14 protein-coding genes and 1 pseudogene are annotated in these 16,096 nt (G+C 72.6%); 2 read left to right on the top strand and 13 right to left on the bottom strand.

From position 1 onward, the window contains the following. Window positions 1-19 precede the first annotated feature (19 nt). From E0500_RS22490 to E0500_RS22465, 6 genes and pseudogenes are all read right to left on the bottom strand, one after another. Window positions 20-775, bottom strand: coding sequence for a GvpL/GvpF family gas vesicle protein (locus E0500_RS22490; protein WP_131559846.1), 756 nt, complete (start codon window positions 773-775; stop codon window positions 20-22). Further along, a complete protein-coding gene (locus E0500_RS22485) occupies window positions 772-1,200 on the bottom strand; it encodes a gas vesicle structural protein GvpA (RefSeq protein WP_131559844.1) in 429 nt (142 codons plus the stop codon). Before E0500_RS22485 ends, E0500_RS22490 begins: the two co-directional genes overlap by 4 nt. Before the next feature lie 65 nt (window positions 1,201-1,265). Further along, a complete protein-coding gene (locus E0500_RS22480) occupies window positions 1,266-1,580 on the bottom strand; it encodes a gas vesicle protein (protein WP_165934873.1) in 315 nt (104 codons plus the stop codon). Window positions 1,581-1,680: 100 nt separating this feature from the next. Beyond that, window positions 1,681-2,594, bottom strand: a pseudogene (gene ligD / locus E0500_RS22475) (non-homologous end-joining DNA ligase). Window positions 2,595-2,624: 30 nt separating this feature from the next. Further along, complete coding sequence (locus tag E0500_RS22470) at window positions 2,625-4,472, bottom strand: transketolase (protein ID WP_131559840.1); 1,848 nt, start codon at window positions 4,470-4,472, stop codon at window positions 2,625-2,627. Next, on the bottom strand, window positions 4,469-5,917 hold the full coding sequence (locus tag E0500_RS22465; RefSeq protein WP_131559838.1) for an NAD(P)/FAD-dependent oxidoreductase: 1,449 nt from the start codon (window positions 5,915-5,917) through the stop codon (window positions 4,469-4,471). The genes E0500_RS22470 and E0500_RS22465 overlap by 4 nt, the downstream gene beginning before the upstream one ends. Window positions 5,918-6,124: 207 nt before the next feature. Between E0500_RS22465 and E0500_RS22460 the strand changes: the two genes are divergently transcribed. Then, entirely contained in the window at window positions 6,125-7,216 is a 1,092-nt protein-coding gene (locus E0500_RS22460; RefSeq protein ID WP_131559836.1) for an enolase C-terminal domain-like protein, read from the top strand. A 20-nt stretch (window positions 7,217-7,236) separates the two neighbouring features. Here the strand turns inward: E0500_RS22460 and E0500_RS22455 are convergent, their stop codons facing one another. Together E0500_RS22455 and E0500_RS22450 are read right to left on the bottom strand one after the other, a co-directional pair. Further along, a complete protein-coding gene (locus E0500_RS22455; RefSeq protein ID WP_309505118.1) occupies window positions 7,237-8,301 on the bottom strand; it encodes an SDR family oxidoreductase in 1,065 nt (354 codons plus the stop codon). Window positions 8,302-8,389: 88 nt separating this feature from the next. Further along, window positions 8,390-8,908 carry a phage holin family protein gene (locus E0500_RS22450; protein ID WP_131559835.1) on the bottom strand — a complete coding sequence of 173 codons (519 nt, stop codon included), beginning with the start codon at window positions 8,906-8,908 and terminating at the stop codon, window positions 8,390-8,392. A 125-nt stretch (window positions 8,909-9,033) separates the two neighbouring features. Between E0500_RS22450 and E0500_RS22445 the strand changes: the two genes are divergently transcribed. Further along, window positions 9,034-9,387: a VOC family protein gene (locus E0500_RS22445; protein ID WP_131559833.1), complete on the top strand. Its 354-nt coding sequence runs from the start codon at window positions 9,034-9,036 to the stop codon at window positions 9,385-9,387. Between the two features lie 38 nt (window positions 9,388-9,425). Here the strand turns inward: E0500_RS22445 and E0500_RS22440 are convergent, their stop codons facing one another. The 5 genes from E0500_RS22440 to E0500_RS44015 form a co-directional block, all read right to left on the bottom strand. Beyond that, complete coding sequence (locus E0500_RS22440) at window positions 9,426-10,331, bottom strand: arginase family protein (RefSeq protein ID WP_131559832.1); 906 nt, start codon at window positions 10,329-10,331, stop codon at window positions 9,426-9,428. A gap of 11 nt (window positions 10,332-10,342) precedes the next feature. Further along, window positions 10,343-10,918, bottom strand: coding sequence for a GNAT family N-acetyltransferase (locus E0500_RS22435; protein ID WP_131559830.1), 576 nt, complete (start codon window positions 10,916-10,918; stop codon window positions 10,343-10,345). A gap of 55 nt (window positions 10,919-10,973) precedes the next feature. Further along, entirely contained in the window at window positions 10,974-12,761 is a 1,788-nt protein-coding gene (locus E0500_RS22430) for a CocE/NonD family hydrolase (protein WP_309505117.1), read from the bottom strand. 168 nt (window positions 12,762-12,929) lie between these two features. Further along, window positions 12,930-13,892, bottom strand: a complete 963-nt coding sequence (locus E0500_RS22425) for an LD-carboxypeptidase (protein WP_165934872.1) — start codon at window positions 13,890-13,892, stop codon at window positions 12,930-12,932. Next, entirely contained in the window at window positions 13,889-16,096 is a 2,208-nt protein-coding gene (locus tag E0500_RS44015) for a prolyl oligopeptidase family serine peptidase (protein ID WP_258572893.1), read from the bottom strand. Before E0500_RS44015 ends, E0500_RS22425 begins: the two co-directional genes overlap by 4 nt.

Below are 16,096 nucleotides of genomic sequence, written 5' to 3'. Positions count from 1 at the left end.
TGACTGTGCCTCATCGTGCTCACACCGGGGGCCGGGCTTCCGCGGGCTCCGACGGCCCCGGTTCCACGAAGCTGTACGGCGGCAGCGGCCCGTTCACCCGCACGTCGAGGTGCGGATGGCTCTTGCGGACGTCCTCCACGGCCGCGAGGAAGACCTCGGCCGCCCCGTGGTCCACGAGGAACGACACATTGGCCAGCCAGCCGGTGGACTCGGGGCCCGCACTCACCGCTTCGGCGGCGGGCTCCAGCGCGTGCCGCAGGTCCGCCGCATCCTCGGCTTCCTGTCTCTGCACCGCGGCCGCCACCATCTCGCCGAGTTGCATCCGCTGCTCGTAACTTCCGCCGCCCCCCTGCCGGTTGGCCTCGGCGAGAGCCCGGATCTCGGGGCTCTCGGCCATCACCCGGTGCAGCACGGCTTCCTCGTTGTGGCTGGCCTTGACGTTGTACTCGGCTCTGCCGTCCAGAGCCCGAAGCCGCTCCAGGTAGTGCTCGGCACGCTCGGCCAGCACCCCCGTCACGGCCGCGTCGTCCGGGGCGACGCTGCCGAACCGCATGGGCAGCACGGCGCCCGAGGCGCCCGCCTCGCTCAGCACGTGCTGGTGGGCGAGCAGGTCGTTGCGCTTGGGTCGCAGCCCCTCGGGGGCGTCGCTGACGATGGCCTCCAGCCCGCCTTCCGTCAGCACGCGCACGGGCCGCGCCGGATCGCCGACTCCGCCCAAGTCCTTGGGGAGCGCGGGGTGCGAGCTCGCGGCGATGCCGTAGACATAGGTGCTCACTCCTGCTCCACCTCCTTCTTGCGCGAGCTCGTGGCGTTGCGGGCACGCGGCCGCGGTTCCGCATGGCCGTCCTCGCGGGCCTGCCTGAAGGCGTCCGAGAAGGTCTCGGCGGCACCGGACAACGCCCCCTTGGTCTTGCCGCGCGCTCCGGACTCGGTGACCTCACCGACGATGTCCGGCAGGCCGGGGGTCTTGCTCGGCCCGGCCTCCAGGTCGAGCCGGTTGCACGCCTCGGCGAAGCGCAGATATGTATCGACGCTGGCGACCACGACCCGGATGTCGATCTTGAGGATCTCGATCCCGACGAGGGAGACCCGTATGAAGGCATCGATGACCAGCCCTCTGTCGAGAATGAGCTCCACAACGTCGTAGAGGCCCGTGGAGCCGCCTCCGCCGCCTGCCTGCTGTGCCGGGACCACGGTCATGACGACCGTTCCTTCCTTGTCTCGCCTGTCTTGCCTGCCTCGTCGAAGCTGTGCGGGACGGCGGCCTACCGGCCGCCCTGCCGGTGCGGGTCCGCCCTCCCGCGTTCGTAGCGGCGGACTCGCCGGTACCCCGTCAGCTCCCCGTCGGGGTCGAGCTCGACCTGGTAGCTCGCGATCAGGCTCATCGTGTCGGGAACCCGGGCCAGCTCCAGAACCTCGATCTCCAGCGTCCAGCCGTCCTCGCTCTGCTCGAAGGACGTCACGGACTCGGGCGCCATGCCGGTCAGCTCAGCCAGCTGGGTGCGGGCGTGACGCAGCACCTCCACAGGACTGGGCTGACGCGCACCCTGTGACTTTGGTGTGTTCGATGTGTTCGTCATGGCCACCTCGGTCCCCGAGTGGCCCCGCGAACGGCGGCCAAACCTCCACATGGACGTGCGAGAATCCGCGTTTCTGCTCAGTGCTCCTGCCGAGCGGCGTTCAGCCACGCAGCCGGTTCAGCCTCCGTCGGGCCGGGCCCAAGGCACGGCCCCGCCGCGTCAGCCCCTCCCACGGGTCGGTGCGCGCCTGGTCGACGGCGTCGGCGACGGACCAGCGGCGGGCGTCGACGGCCTGGTCGTCCAGCTGGACCCACGCGAGCGGGGTGGCCACGGGCCCGGCCCGGCGCGCACGGCGAAGGGGGCGACCGCTGTCTGCGCGTACGCGTTGCGCTGTACCTCGAGGTAGAGCCGGTCGCCCCGGTCCTGCTTGCGGACGGCCGTGGTGAACTCGTCGGGGTGATCCCGGACGAGCAGCTCGGCGACGTCCCGGGCGAACTCCCGGACCTCGTCGAAGCCGTGGCGGCCGCCCAGGGGCACCACGACGTGCAGTCCTCGCGAACCGGTGGTCATCAGCCCGGCCGGCAGCCCCAGCTCGTCGAGCAGCCCGCCGAGCCGCCGGGCGGCCTGCCGTACCTGATTGAAGTCGTCCTCCGCCGGATCCAGGTCGAAGACCAGGCGGTCGGGCCGGTCGAGCCCGCCTACCCGGGACAGCCACCGGTGCAGGGTGAGACATGCCTGGTCGGCGAGGTAGACGAGGGTGGCCGTATCGTCGCACACCGTGTGGCAGACGGTGCCGCCCTCCTTGGGCACCTCGATCCGCTTGATCCACTCCGGGTAGTACTCGGGCGTGTTCTTCTGCATGAACCGCTGCCCCTCGACGCCGTCGGGGTGCCGTTCCAGCATCAGGGGGCGTCCGCGCAGGTGAGGCAGCAGGAAAGGGGCGACGGACCGGTAGTACTCGACGAGGTCGCCCTTCGTGTACTCCTTGTCCCCGTCGCCCGGGAAGAGCACCTTGTCCGGCCGGTGGACCTCCACGGTGCGGCGGCCGGCCCGCACCGTGCGCGCGCTCGCCATATGAGCCTCCCTGTTCCGGATCGTGGCTGATCAGGGCACCACGGCATGCTCCACCAGCAGCCGGGCCGCCGCCGCGATCGACTCGGCGTCGATGCCCGCGGCGTGCAGTTGCTCGGCGGGCGTGGCCGAGCCCGGCATGTTCCGCACGGCGAGCCGTACCAGGCGCGGCACCGGGCGCCCGTCCAGGAACGCGTCCAGCACCGCGTCACCGATGCCGCCCTCCGCATGGTGGTCCTCGACGGTCACCAGGCAACTCGTGCGTTCGGCGGCCTCGCGCAGGGTGCGGCGGTCGACGGGCTTGACCGAGTACAGGTCGATCACCCGTATCCCGATGCCCTCGCCCTCCAGTGCCTCGGCCGCGGCGAGCGCCTCGTGGACGGTGACCCCGGCCGCGACGAGCGTGAGCCGGTCGTGGTCGCCGGCCTTGAGCACCTTGCTGCCGCCGATGGGGAACTCCTCGGTCGGGCTGTAGATCACGGGGCTCGCCCCGCGGGACGTGCGCAGGTAGCGGATGCCCTCCCGGCCCGCCATCGCGCCGATCAGCTTGGCCGTCTGGTTGGCGTCGCACGGATACAGCACGGTAGAGCCGTGGAGCGCGCGGAACATCGCGAGGTCCTCCAGGCCCATCTGGGAGGGCCCGTCCTGGCCGATGGCGACGCCCGCGTGCGAGCCGACGAGGTTGATCCCGGCGCCGCCGACCGAGGCCATGCGCAGGAAGTCGTGGGCGCGGGTGAAGAACGCGGCGAACGTGGACGCGTACGGCACCCAGCCACGCGCCGCGAACCCGACCGCGGCGGCGACCATCTGCTGCTCGGCGATGTAGCACTCGAAGAAGCGGTCGGGGTGTTCCTTGGCGAAGTACTCGGAGCGCGTGGAGTCGCTGACCTCGCCGTCCAGGGCGACGATGTCGCCGCGGGCCGTGCCGAGGGCGGTGAGGGCGCTTCCGTAGGCGTCACGGGTCGCGACCTGCTCGCCGAGCTCGTAGCGCGGCAGGTCGAGGTGGCCCGTCCGCACGGCATGCAGCATCCTGGCGACCGGCGGTGGCTGGACCTCGATGTGGAGATCGCGGACGCCGCCGAGCTCCGCGATGGCCTCCTCGGGGTCCGGCAGCGGCTTGCCGTGCAGTCCCTCGCGGTCCTGGACGGACTCGACGCCCTTGCCCTTGAGGGTGCGGGCGAGGATCACGGTGGGCTGCCCCCGGGTGGAGAGGGCCTCGCCGTACGCCCGGTCGATCGCGTCCACGTCATGGCCGTCGATCTCGATGGTGTGCCAGTCGAAGGCCCGGAAGCGTCGGGTGTACGCGTGGAGGTCGTGCCCGTGCCGGGTGGGCCCGCGCTGGCCGAGCCGGTTGACGTCGACGATCGTGACGAGGTTGTCGAGGTGCTCGTACCCGGCGTGCTCGGCGGCCTCCCAGATGGAGCCCTCCGCGAGCTCGCTGTCGCCGCACAGCACCCACACGCGGTACCCGGTGCGGTCGAGCCGCTTGCCGGCCAGCGCGATGCCGACGCCCACGGGCAGCCCCTGGCCGAGCGAGCCGGTGGCGGTCTCCACCCACGGCAGGCGCTGCGGGGTCGGGTGCCCTTCGAGCCGGCTGCCGAGCTTGCGGAAGGTCATCAACTCGGTCTCGTTGATGGCGCCCACCGCCTTGTACGCGGCGTACAGCAGCGGGGAGGCATGGCCCTTGGAGAGGACGAAACGGTCGTTGGCGGAGTGCTGCGGGCGCTCGAAGTCGTAGCGGAAGTGGCGGGCGAGCAGAACGGCCATGAGATCGGCAGCCGACATGGAGGAGGTGGGGTGACCGGAGTTCGCGGCGGCCGAGGCGCGGACGCTGTCGACGCGCAACTGCTGTGCGTACTCCGTGAGCTGACGGGTCTTCATGAGTTCTTCTCCGTCTCTGACTGCTGCTCCGATACCCGCACCGGCCCGGGCCCTTCCGGGGGTGGGGACACCTCCTGGCCGGACTTCCCGGTCGCTTCCCGATCCCGGTCCCGGTCCCGTTCGCTTCCGGCGGGTCCCGGTGCCCCCGGAACCCGCGCCAGCTCCGGCGAGGCCGTGTCCAGGGGCACCGACCAGGACCGTACGAGCCCCAACTGGACGGCCTGACGCGGCAGTACGGCGTCCAGGAGCCAGTCCGCGGCGACACGGACGCGGTTGCCGGGCATGGCGGCCAGGTGGTAGCCGCGGGTGACGGCGTCGGCGAGCGGGCCGGAGAGCGGGATACCGAGGGGGTTGGCCGCGGCCTTGGCACCGCCGAGGTCGACGGTGAAGCCCATGTCACGGTGGCGATAGACGCGCCGTTCACCCTTGCCGAGCGAGGCGAGGACGTTGTGGGCCGCGACCTTGCCCTGCCGCCAGGCGTGCTGGGCCGTCATCGCCGTGTACTGGCCCGGCTTTTCCAGGTCCGGCACGGCGGCAGCGTCCCCGCAGGCGAACACGTCGGGGTGACCCGGCACCTGGAGGTACGGGTCGACGAGGAGCCGTCCCCGTTCCAGGGGCCGCCCGGCGCGCTCGACGAACGGATCGGGCCGGACACCGACGCACCACACGAGGGTGCGCGTGTCGATGAACTCGCCGTCACTGAGCCGTACTCCGGTGGGCGTGGCCTCCTCCACGGACGTCTCGGTACGCACGTCCACGCCCCGCTTGCGCAGCACGCGGTCGGCGGTGCGGGAAAGCCGCGCGTCCAGCTCGGGCAGCACGCGAGACGCGATGTCGATCAGCAGCCAGCGCGGCCGCATACCCTCCCGCAGGGGCTGCTTGCGCACCAGCGAGTCGGTGTACAACTGCCCGTGCGCGGCGACCTCCGTGCCCGTGTAGCCCGCGCCGACGACCACGAAGGTGCACCGCGCGGCACAGCTCTTGGGGTCGTGGGACGCGGCGGCGAGCTCCATCTGCCGGGTCACGTGGTCGCGCAGGTACAGCGCCTCGGGCAGCCCCCGGAAACCGTGGGCGTTCTCGGCGACCCCGGGGATGGGCAACAGCTTGTTGACGCTGCCGACGGCGAGCACGAGCCGGTCGTACTCCAGCGTGCCCCCGTCGCTCTCCGGGTCCGTGTAGTGCACGGTGTGCGCGTCGAGGTCGATGCCGTCGGCCTCACCGAGCACCAGCCGTACGTTCGGCAGGGTGCCGGTGACGGAGACACTGACCCGGCGCGGCTCCAGGAGTCCGGCGGCGACCTGGGGCAGCAGGGGCAGGTACAGGAAGTAGTCCGTCGGGTTGAGCAGGGTGATGTCGGCCTTGCTCCGGGTCAGCCGCGACAGGGTGCGGGCCGTCCGGTACCCGGCGAAGCCGGCACCGACGATCACGATGCGGGGTCGACTCACGGTTCGCCTCCTGCGAGGTCGCGTACGGGCCTACCGCGTCCCCCCGGGCAGGGCGCCCAAACGTCCGTGGGTTTCCACCGCGGCCTCCGGGTACTCGGACCGCGGTCCACCGCAGGCTCTCGGTCCGGACGGTGTTCCCTCTCCTCGCCGTCCGGGCCGGGTACACACGTACGGGGAGGGCGCGGGCAGGCCCCGGAGAGGCCCACGATGAAGATCCAGCAACCGGTGGTGTCCGTCTACACCGTCCCCACGGACGCTCCCGAGGCCGACGGGACGCTGGCGTGGGACACCACGACGGTCGTCGTCGCCGAGGTCACGGCGGGCGACACGACGGGCACGGGCTGGACGTACGGTCCGGCGGCGGTCGCCGACCTGCTGCACGAGCAGCTCACGCCGGTCGTCACGGGCCTCGACGCGTTCGACATCGCGGCGGCCCATGACGCGATGTGCCGCACGGTACGCAACGCGGGCCGCCCGGGCGTCGCCTCCTGTGCGATCTCCGCGGTGGACGTGGCCCTCTGGGACCTCAAGGCCCGCCTCCTGGAACTCCCGCTGGCCCGGCTGCTGGGCAGGGCCCGCGACACCGTGCCCGTCTACGGCAGCGGCGGCTTCACGACGTACCACGAAACACATCTGGCCGCGCAGCTGGGTGGCTGGGTGCACGGGCAGGGTATCCCCCGCGTGAAGATCAAGATCGGTGAGGCGTGGGGGCGGGCAGTCCCCCGCGATCTGGCCCGCGTGCAGGCCGCACGCCAAGTGATCGGCCCACAGGCGGAGTTGTACGTCGACGCGAACGGCGCGTACACCCGCAAGCAGGCGATACGGGTCGGACACGCCCTCGCGGACCACGGCGTCGGCTGGTTCGAGGAGCCGGTGTCCTCGGACGACCTGACGGGACTGCGCCTGGTCCGCGACACCCTGGTCTGCGACGTGGCGGCGGGCGAGTACGGCTACGACCTGCCGTACTTCGCCCGCATGCTCGCAGCCGGCGCGGTCGACTGCCTCCAGGTGGACGCCACGCGCTGCGGCGGCATCACGGAGTTCCTCCGCGCCGCCGCCCTCGCCCAGGCCCATGGGCTGGAGATCTCCGCGCACTGCGCGCCGCACGTTCATGCCGCCGCGGCCGCCGCCGTCCCGAACCTCCGTCACATCGAGTGGTTCCACGACCACGTCCGCGTCGAGTCCCTCTTCTTCGATGGCATTCTCGACCCCGCCGGAGGCTTCGTCCGGCCGGGAGCGGGAGTGGGCCACGGTCTGACCCTGCGGTCGGCCGATGTGGAGGAGTACCGCGTCGTGTGAAGACGCTTGTCCGCTATCCGCTATCCGCGCCGACTGCCGACCCGTCGCCGCGCCGCCAGCACGGCCGCCGTCCCGCCGAGCGCTGTTCCGCCCAGCACCGCCCCCGCGCCCAGCCGCCCCCGGTTCCGGGAGAACCACTCCTCGGCGCTGTCCGCCACGGCCTCGTCGTCGAAGCGCCCGTGCGCCCCGAAGTCCCGGCCGTGCGGCCCGTCGGCCGGGCTCCACAGGTTCCCCGGCCCGGCCTGCTCCCCCGTCTCCCGCTGCGCCTCGAACGCCGTCCGTGCCAGATACCGGTCCAGCACTCCGGGAGCCACGGCGTTGGCCAGCAGAGTCGTGACCGTGGAGCCGCCCACCCAGTACTCGCGCCGCCGCGCGTGGCCCGCCGCGTGCACGACGGCCCGCGCGGCCACCTCGGGCTGGAAGACCGGCGCGACGGGCCGGGCCCTGCCGGGAATACGGCTCAACACCCAGTCGAACTGCGGGGTGTTGACGGCAGGGAGCTGCACCATCGTCGTACGCACCCCCGCCCCGGCGTGCAGCAGCTCGCACCGCAGCGACTCGTTGAACCCCTGGATCGCGTGCTTGGCCCCGCAGTACGCGGACTGCAGCGGGATCCCCCGGTACGCGAGCGCCGACCCGACCTGCACGATCGTCCCCCGGTCCCGGGGCAGCATGTGCCGTAGCGCCGCCCGGGTCCCGAACACACAGCCCAGGTACGTCACCTCGGTGACCCGGCGGTACTCGTCGGGCGTGATGTCGGTGAACGGGGCGAAGACCCCGGCGAACGCGTTGTTCACCCAGACATCGATCCGCCCGAACTCGTCGGCGACCTGCTGGGCCGCGTCCTCCACGGCCTTCGCGTCGGACATGTCGACGGTGACGACGAGCGCCTCACCTCCGGCGCGCTCCACCTCGTCCGCGGCCGCGACGAGCCCCTCGCGTCCCCGGGCGAGCAGGGCGACCCGGTCGCCACGGGCGGCGAAGGCCCGTGCCGTGGCCCGGCCCACGCCGCCACTGGCCCCGGTCACCACGACGGCCCTGCGTTTCCTCGGCAGTCGTCTCCTCAGTGCCCGGTGATTCAGCACGGTCCTGTCCCCCTGTTCCCAGCGATGTTCCCAGCGATGGCTTCCGGTCGTGCCGAAAGATCGGCTCTTGTCGGGCCGCCGCACCCGCTCACCGCTCCCGGCGGTGCGGTGCTCCGGGGTCCGTGTCGTCCGGACGCGGCGCTCCCGTACCCGTACCCGTGCCCGTGGCCCCGGGCGCCGATGTACCTGGGGCTCCGGCCGTCCCGCCGACACCGCCAGGGGCGACGGGCGGTACCGGCGGACGCTCCGGTCCGCGCCCGCCCGGGGGCGTCACGGGGGACGTGCCCGGCGCCGTCTCGGGGACGGGCCGGGACGCGGAGGGACGCGCCGCGCTGCGCAGTGCGTACGCAGCGGCGCCCAGCAGCACCGCCGTGATCAGCGCGGCGACCCAGCCGGGCAGGCCCAGCGCGAGCAGCAGGCCGACGGTGAGTGCGAGCGCGGCGCCCGCGTACAGGGCGGCGGCGCCGGACGCGGCGTACAGCGTGGCCGTGCGCCGCTGCTTGCGGCTCTGCTGCCGCAGCTCGTCACGTACGGTCTCGCGGGCCACCTGCGCCAGCTCGTCGACCAGATCCTTGTCCAGATGTTCCAGGTGATCCAAGCGTTCCATGACCGGCGAGTACCCGTGCCCCACCGCACGTAACGCCGCTCGTCACCACCGGCGGATTCCGGGGAGATCCGAAGGAACCCCGGGAAACGATCTCCTGCCCGGCCCGCCCCAACTAGGCTCGGCACATGGAAATTCTGGGAGCCACGCTGCGCATCTGCGTCGACGACCTGGAGACCACGGTCCCCTTCTACGAACGGCTCGCGGGCGGCCCGGCCCTGCGCTTCGAGCGCGGTGGCGTCCAGGTGGCCGCCGTCGGCTGCTTCCTGCTGATGAGCGGTCCCGAGGCCGAGCTGGAGGTGCTCCGCAAGGTCGCCGCCACCATCGCCGTCAAGGATGTGGACGAGGCCCACCAGGTCCTCACCGGCTCGGGCGCGCACGTCCTGGCCGGCCCGGTGGTGACGCCCGCGGGCCGCAATCTGATCGCGATGCACCCGGACGGCACCATCTACGAGTACGTGGACCGTCGCGCGCCCGAGTGAGTACCCGCCGCGGGCGGCTCCGGTCCGCGGCGGGCGGCTCAGCCGGCGGCGCCGGAGAATGCCGCCACGATGACGTCGGTGAGCAGGGCCCCGGCCGTGCCCTCCGGGTCGAGGTCGGGGTCGTAGATGGTGACGTTGAGGCCCGCGCAGTGCGGTGAGGTGACCAGGGGCCGCAGCAGGGCGACGAGTTCGTCGGGCAGCAGCCCGTCCGGGTCGGGGCTGTCGACTGCGGGCATCACCGAGGGGTCGAGGACGTCGGCGTCGAGGTGCACCCAGAAACCGGCCGGCTCGGGCGTCTCGAAGCTCTGCGCGGTGACCTGCCCGAGCTCCTCTGCGCCCCATGTGCGCAGGTCACCCACCGTCACCGTGGGGATCTTGAGGGCGCCCAGTTCGGCCAGGTCGTCCGTGAACGCGTCGCGGATACCGATGAGCCGTATGTCCTCGTCGCGCACGTACGGCTCGCGTCCTTCCAGGTTCGTCAAGTCCTTCTGCCCGCGCCCCGTGGCGAGGGCGAGCTCCTCGCCGCCGGCGGCACCGATCCGGTCGGAGTTCCCCGGATGACGGAAGTCGGCGGAGGCGTCCACGGCCACCAGCCCGTACCTCCCGATGCGGCGCAGCGCCAGCGACGCGCCGAGCTGGATGGAGCAGTCGCCACCGAGGACGACGGGCAGGTCACCGGCGCGGACATGGCGCTCGATCCGGTCGGCCAGCTTCGGCGTGTACGTGGCGATGGCAGCCGCGTTGAACACGCCGTCGCCCTCCTGCCAGTCCCCCCGGTCGTAACGCGGCGGTATTACGCCCCCGCCCTCCTGCGCGCCGAGTCGGCGCACGATGTCCTGCTCGCGCAGGGCCCCGGCGAGCTTGTAGCAGCCGGGCACGGTGCCGGGGGCGGGCGGGCGAAGGCCCAGGTTGGACGGGGCGTCCACGACGACGAGGGTTCTCATGGGCCCCATCCTCACGGACGGGACGACCTCCGGGAAGACTGCGCCTTGGCGATCATCTCGGTGGTGATGGCCCACCGCTCGTGGTCCCGCCAGGCGCCGTCGATGAACAGGAAGTCCGGCGAGAACCCCTCCAGCCGGAAGCCGCACCGCCGGGCGAGCGCGATGGACGCGGCGTTCCGGGGCTGCACGTTGATCTCCAGCCGGTGCAGGCCCATGGTGGTGAAGGCGTACTCGACGACGAGTCGCAGCCCCTCGCTCATGAGCCCCCGCCCCGCGGCGTGCGCGAAGGCGCCGTAGCCGAGAACCCCGCACAGAAACGCGCCCTCGACGATGTTGTTGATGTTGATGTACCCGGCGATGGCCCCGCTGTCCTTCTCACAGACGAGGAACCCTGCCCTCGTCGGGTCCTCGATCAGCCGCTCCGCGTAGGCGGCGTACGCGGTGGGGGTGACCGGCGGGAACAGCCACGGGTGGTGCAGAGCCCTGCTCTCCCGCGCCCGGGCGGTGAACTCGGCGCGGTCGTCGTACGTGAAGTGCCGGATGCCCACGCGGGGGCCTTCGGCCAGGTAGGGAACGGTGTCGGACACCCCGCCACGGTACGCCGGAGCAGGCACCGCCGCGCCCGCTGCCCCCGGCCCCGCGTCAGCGAACGACCGGCAGCCGCAGCACACCCGTGTCCTCGGGCGTGCTGCTGACCGTGACCCGTTCGACGCCGCGGTTGCCGACGTACGCGTCGTCGCTGCCGGCGATCACGAACCGTAGCCGGTGCCCCGCCTCGTACCGGTGCACGATGCCCGGCAGCGACACGGTGAACGGCTTCGTCACGTCCGGGACACGCACGGGTGCCACCAGTCGGCGGACGAGGGTCTGCTTGCCGTCGGGCGCGACGTCGTACAGCTTCGCGAACAGCACGAGCTTGTCCGCCGCGTTCCCGGAGCCCTGCCCACGCTCGGCTCCTGGCGATGTCACCCGGACGGTGACCCGGGGCGCGCCGACGACGTCGACGGGGGCGGTGAGGGGGCCGGTCGTCCAGGCAAGGTGCGTCCCCGGTGTGTCGTACGGCGGCGGGTCGGGAAAGCCGATCAGTCCGGCGAGGGAGCTCTCGGAATGGCTCGTCGGCGTCGGCCAGTTGGTGTAGGAACGGCTCCCGGGGGCGACCTTCCTCGGGCTGTCGACGAGCGTTCCGTCTCCCGAGAGGTACAGGGTCTCGGTGAGGGCGGGGACCTGGGTGGCCGTGGCATACGTGCGCGCCGGGTCCGTGACCCAGTCGCGGTAGTACGCGAACGCCGGTCCCGTGTCGACCGGGCGGTGCCGCAGATGGCGGTCGAACCAGGCGAGGATGCGGCGGCCGACGTAGCTGGACTCCAGGTTGCCCTTCGCCAGGTCGAGTTCGCCGGTCGGCGGGCCGGTGAGGCCGCTGCTGTGGCCCCATGACTGCCAGATCATCCTGGTCTCGGTGCCCTGCGCCCTGAGCGTCCGGTAGGTCGCCGTGGCCTCACCCAGGTTGAAGAGAGTGTCGGCCTGGCCCTGGATCAGGAGGGTCGGTGCCTTCACCGTGCCGAGGTAGGAGACGGGGGACACGCTGCGGGTGTACGCCAGGAACTCCTTCGTCCGTTCCGCCGGGTAGCTGCCCGAGTTCAGCGTCCGGAACATCTCGCAGGCCCGGCTCACGAAGTGCAGACAGCGGCGGGAGTTGAAGCGGGACGGGTCGAGGCTCGGCGCGAGCAGCTGCTGGCCCTCCCCGATGAGGTAGAAGCCGTTGGTCCACTGCCACTTGAAGGCGCCGGGTACCGCGCGGGCATCCGTGGCGTTGTTCGGGGCGACCGAGTAGGCGAGGTCGTTCCAGGTGATCATGGGGACGAGGGCGTCGACGCGGTGGTCGGCGGAGGCCGTCGCCAGCTGGACCGCGCCGCCGTACGACCCGCCGATCATGCCGACTCTCGGGTCTCCCTCGCCGTCCTGGGTGACGAAGTCGGCCTTCGTGCCGTCGTCGGCGGCGCGCGTGCCCGCCAGGAAGTCGACGAGCCGGGACGCTGCCGCGCCGTCGACGCGCGGGTCGTCGAGGGAGATCAGGCAGCCGGACCGGCCGAAGCCGAGGCCGGAGTAGACGAGTCCGACATAGCCGCGCGCCGCGAACGCCCTGCCGATCTCGGCGGTCCCGCGGTCCGACTTGCTGCCGCCGAAGCCGTTGGTGGCGAGGACCGCTGGTGCCGGGTGGGCGGGGTCCACGCCGGCCGGGCGGTAGAGGTCGGCGTCGACCACGCAGGTCCGGCCGCCTGCCTGGACCGTGAACCTCAGAGCGGTGACGGTGTGCTGGCCGGCAGACGCCGCTTCCGACACAGGCCCTAGGAGCGGGACGGCCAGTGCCGTGCCCAGAGCGAGGGCGAGCGAGGAACGGGTTCTGGACGCACGGGTGCGACGACGGGACACGAGGACCTCCACGCAGAGGACAACCCGACTACCGGCCGATAAGTAACGGGCGGTTTGTCATGGTGTGGCACGTGCCGGGACGGGTCAATCACCGGGTCGATCACCGTGTCGTACGTTCCTTGACGGGGCTTCAGTGAAGGACGCCCCCCTCCCCCGGCGCCCCCGGGCTCACACCAGCGCCGGCTCGTCCAGCGTCAGCGTGCCCGCGTCCGCGTCCAGCTCGGCCGTCACTCCGAACGGGATCGTCAGTGCTCCCTCTCGGTGCCCGAACCCGAACTCCTCCACGACCGGCACTCCGAGCCCCGCGAGCCGGTCGGCGAGCAGGGCGCGCACCTCGTCGTAGGGCGCGCACTCGGCCCAGGAGCCGAGCAGAATCCCCGAGACGCCGTCGAGCCAGCCCGCGCGCAGGAGTTGGGTGAGGTAGCGGTCGAGGCGGTACGTCTCCTCGCCGACGTCCTCCAGGCAGAGCAGTCCTCCGCGGGCGGAGGTCCGGCCGTGCCGGCTGCCCAGCTCGGTCGCGAGCAGGCACAGGCACCCCCCGAGCAGGAGGCCCCGGGCCCGCCCGGGTACCAGCGCGGTCGTCCCGGCGGGGGCGATGGTCCGTACTGTCTCCGGCTCGAAGAGTGTGGCCCGCAGATGCTCCTGGGCAGTCGCGTTCTTGAGGAAGTCGACACCCGCCGCCATCGGCCCGTGCAGGGTGACCAGTCCGGCCCGGGTCGCGAACGCCTCGTGCAGCGCGGTGATGTCGCTGAACCCGACGAACACCTTGGGGCCCGCGGCGCGTATCGCGTCCCAGTCGAGCAGGTCGACCATCCGCTGCACCCCGTAGCCTCCCCGGGCGCACAGTACGGCGTCCACGGACGGATCGCACCAGGCGGCCTGGAGGTCGGCGGCCCGGTCGGCGTCCGTGCCCGCGAGGTAGTCGAACCCGGGGTGCCGGTCGAGCACATGGGGTGCCACGACGGGTTCCAGGTCCCAGCCGCGCAGGAGGTCGAGTCCGGTGCTCAGCCGCTCCTCGGGGACGGGGCCGCTGGGCGCGACGATCGCCACCCGGGCCCCGGGAGCGAGACGGGCGGGCCGGGTCAGCGAGGCCGGAGAGGACGGCGGAACCGGACGGGTCGGTGCAGTCACTTGGCGAGCTCCAGGGTCGGGATACCGGGTGGGTTGAGGCCGAAGACCTGTGCGTACAGGGAGAGTTCGGACTCCAGTACCCGCACCATGGTGGTGGCCCGCCGGAATCCGTGGCCCTCGCCCTCGAACGCGATGTAGGCGTGCGGGACCCGCTGTCCCTCCAGCCTCGCCAGGAACCGCTCGCACTGCGCGGGCGGGCAGATCACGTCGTCGAGTCCCTGGAGGAGGAGGAACGGGGTGGTGACCCGCTCGGCGTGCTCGGCGGGCGAGCGCTCCGCGTACCGTGCGGGGACCTCGGCGAGCGGGCCGACCAGCGTTTCCAGGTACTGCGACTCGAAGTCGTGGGTCTCCCCCGAGCCCCAGCTCGCGAGGTCGAGAATCGGGTACAGGATCGTGCCGCAGGCGTAGACGTCGGTCGTGGTGAGTGACGCCGCCGTGGTCCAGCCGCCGGCGCTGCCGCCCCGGATGGCGAGCCGGCCGCGGTCGGCGGTGCCCTCGTCGGCGAGCGCGCGGGCGACGGCCGCGCAGTCCTCGACGTCGACGACGCCCCACTGCTCGCGCAGCCGGTCGCGGTAGGCCCGTCCGTACCCGGTGGACCCGCCGTAGTTGACCTCGGCCACGCCGATGCCGCGCGAGGTGAAGTAGGCGATCGCCAGGTCCAGGACGAGCGGCGCCCGGCTGGTGGGGCCGCCGTGGGCCCAGACCACATAGGGCGGCAGTTCGTCGCCGGGTGCCACATGGTCCGGGTGGTGGGGCGGATAGACGTGAGCGTGGATCTCGCGTCCGGCGGGTCCGTGGAAGGTGCGGATCTGTGGCTCCGGGTAGTACGCCGGGTCCACCGGGTCGTCCTGGGCGGCACCGATCACGCGTGCGTGGCCCAGGGCCTGTGGCGGAAGTGGCGTCGTTCGCCCGGAGGGCGGGCTGGGCGGGCCGGACGGGGTCCGGTGCGTGCTCTCGGCGTGCCGGGCGGAAGACCCCGTTGATGGACCGGACGTACTTGGGCTTTCGCCCGGCGCGGCGAGAGGGCGTGCCAGGCGTCGCCCGGCAGGCGCCACTTCCGCCACAGGCCCTAGGGGGGCGCCCCCGCGCGAGCCCGGTCGGGGGTGGGGGACGGTGTCCAGCTCGACCACCTCGTACGCGCTGCGGGGGCTCGCCCCGATGGTCACGACGCGGCCGCCGTGCACGGCGAGCGTCGGTGCGTACTCGGTCCAGGGGCCGGCCGCGTCGACGACCTCGCCGGTCTCCGGGTCGAGGACCCCGAGCGCGGTGGCGCCCCGTCCGTGCACGACGGCGATCAGTCCGCTCTCCAGGGGCGCGAACCAGCGCGACCCGATCTTCCACAGCGGCCCGCCGAACTCCTCGTCCCGCGCGCACAGGGCGCGCTCCGGGCCGTCCGGTCCCACCCCGTACACGTTCCACCAGCCCGTGCGGTCGCTGGAGTACACGAGGGTGCCGTCTGCCGCCCAGTCGGCCTGGGCGATGGACTCCTCGGGACCGCCTGCCGTGGTCCGCGGCTCCCGGAGCGTGCCGTCGTCGGCCACGTCGGCGACGACCAGCTCCGTGCCGTCCCAGGGCATGCGCGGGTGGTCCCAGGCGAGCCATGCCGCGCGCCGCCCGTCGGGGGAGACGCGAGGGCCCGTGACGAAGCGGTGTCGCTCGCCGGTCAGTTCCCTCACGGCGTCGCGGTCCTGGGCGGCGGAGCCGTCCAGGGGCACGGCGGCGAGGACGCGCCGTACGTCCGTCGGTCCGTCGCCGGTGAACTCCTCCAGGACGCACCACACCTCGTCCCGGTCCGGCCGCAGTTGCGGGTCCACCCACCTCAGGCCGCCGCCCACGGAGGACAGCGGGGTGAGGGGCTGGGGGGCGCCGTCCGCCCGGTACCGGTAGAGCCGCTGGTCGGCGAAGTTCACGAACACCACGAGGGGCTCGCCGTCCCGTACCGTTCCGGCCCACGGCTGGCCGCCGTACTCGATGACCCGGCTGCGCACGTTCCACGGGGCGGGCAGCAAGGACTCCTCCTCGCCGTCGGGTCCCCGCCGGACCAGGGTGCGCCGGCCGCCCTCGGTGGGCCGTGGCTCGGTCCACCAGACCTCCTCGCCGACGAAGCCCACGTACTCGGCGTGGCCGTCGTGCGCGGCGGCGAGCGTCGCGTCGATCGGCGAGGGCCACGAACCGTACGGCAGCGTCTGCACCTGATCCCCCAT

This window comes from Streptomyces sp. KM273126 (genome assembly GCF_004337435.2).
Lineage (GTDB): Bacteria > Actinomycetota > Actinomycetes > Streptomycetales > Streptomycetaceae > Streptomyces > Streptomyces acidicola.
Note: the sequence above shows the minus strand (reverse complement) of the source record. Positions and strands in the feature narration are given on the sequence as shown.

Excerpts from the sequence above, each read along its gene's own strand:
- E0500_RS22450 (WP_131559835.1), bottom strand. The coding sequence starts at position 8,908 with ATGGAACGCTTGGATCACCTGGAACATCTGGACAAGGATCTGGTCGAC.
- E0500_RS22485 (WP_131559844.1), bottom strand. The coding sequence starts at position 1,200 with ATGACCGTGGTCCCGGCACAGCAGGCAGGCGGCGGAGGCGGCTCCACG.
- E0500_RS44015 (WP_258572893.1), bottom strand. The coding sequence starts at position 16,096 with ATGGGGGATCAGGTGCAGACGCTGCCGTACGGTTCGTGGCCCTCGCCG.
- E0500_RS22470 (WP_131559840.1), bottom strand. The coding sequence starts at position 4,472 with ATGAAGACCCGTCAGCTCACGGAGTACGCACAGCAGTTGCGCGTCGAC.
- E0500_RS22440 (WP_131559832.1), bottom strand. The coding sequence starts at position 10,331 with ATGAGAACCCTCGTCGTCGTGGACGCCCCGTCCAACCTGGGCCTTCGC.
- E0500_RS22480 (WP_165934873.1), bottom strand. The coding sequence starts at position 1,580 with ATGACGAACACATCGAACACACCAAAGTCACAGGGTGCGCGTCAGCCC.
- E0500_RS22445 (WP_131559833.1), top strand. The coding sequence starts at position 9,034 with ATGGAAATTCTGGGAGCCACGCTGCGCATCTGCGTCGACGACCTGGAG.
- E0500_RS22460 (WP_131559836.1), top strand. The coding sequence starts at position 6,125 with ATGAAGATCCAGCAACCGGTGGTGTCCGTCTACACCGTCCCCACGGAC.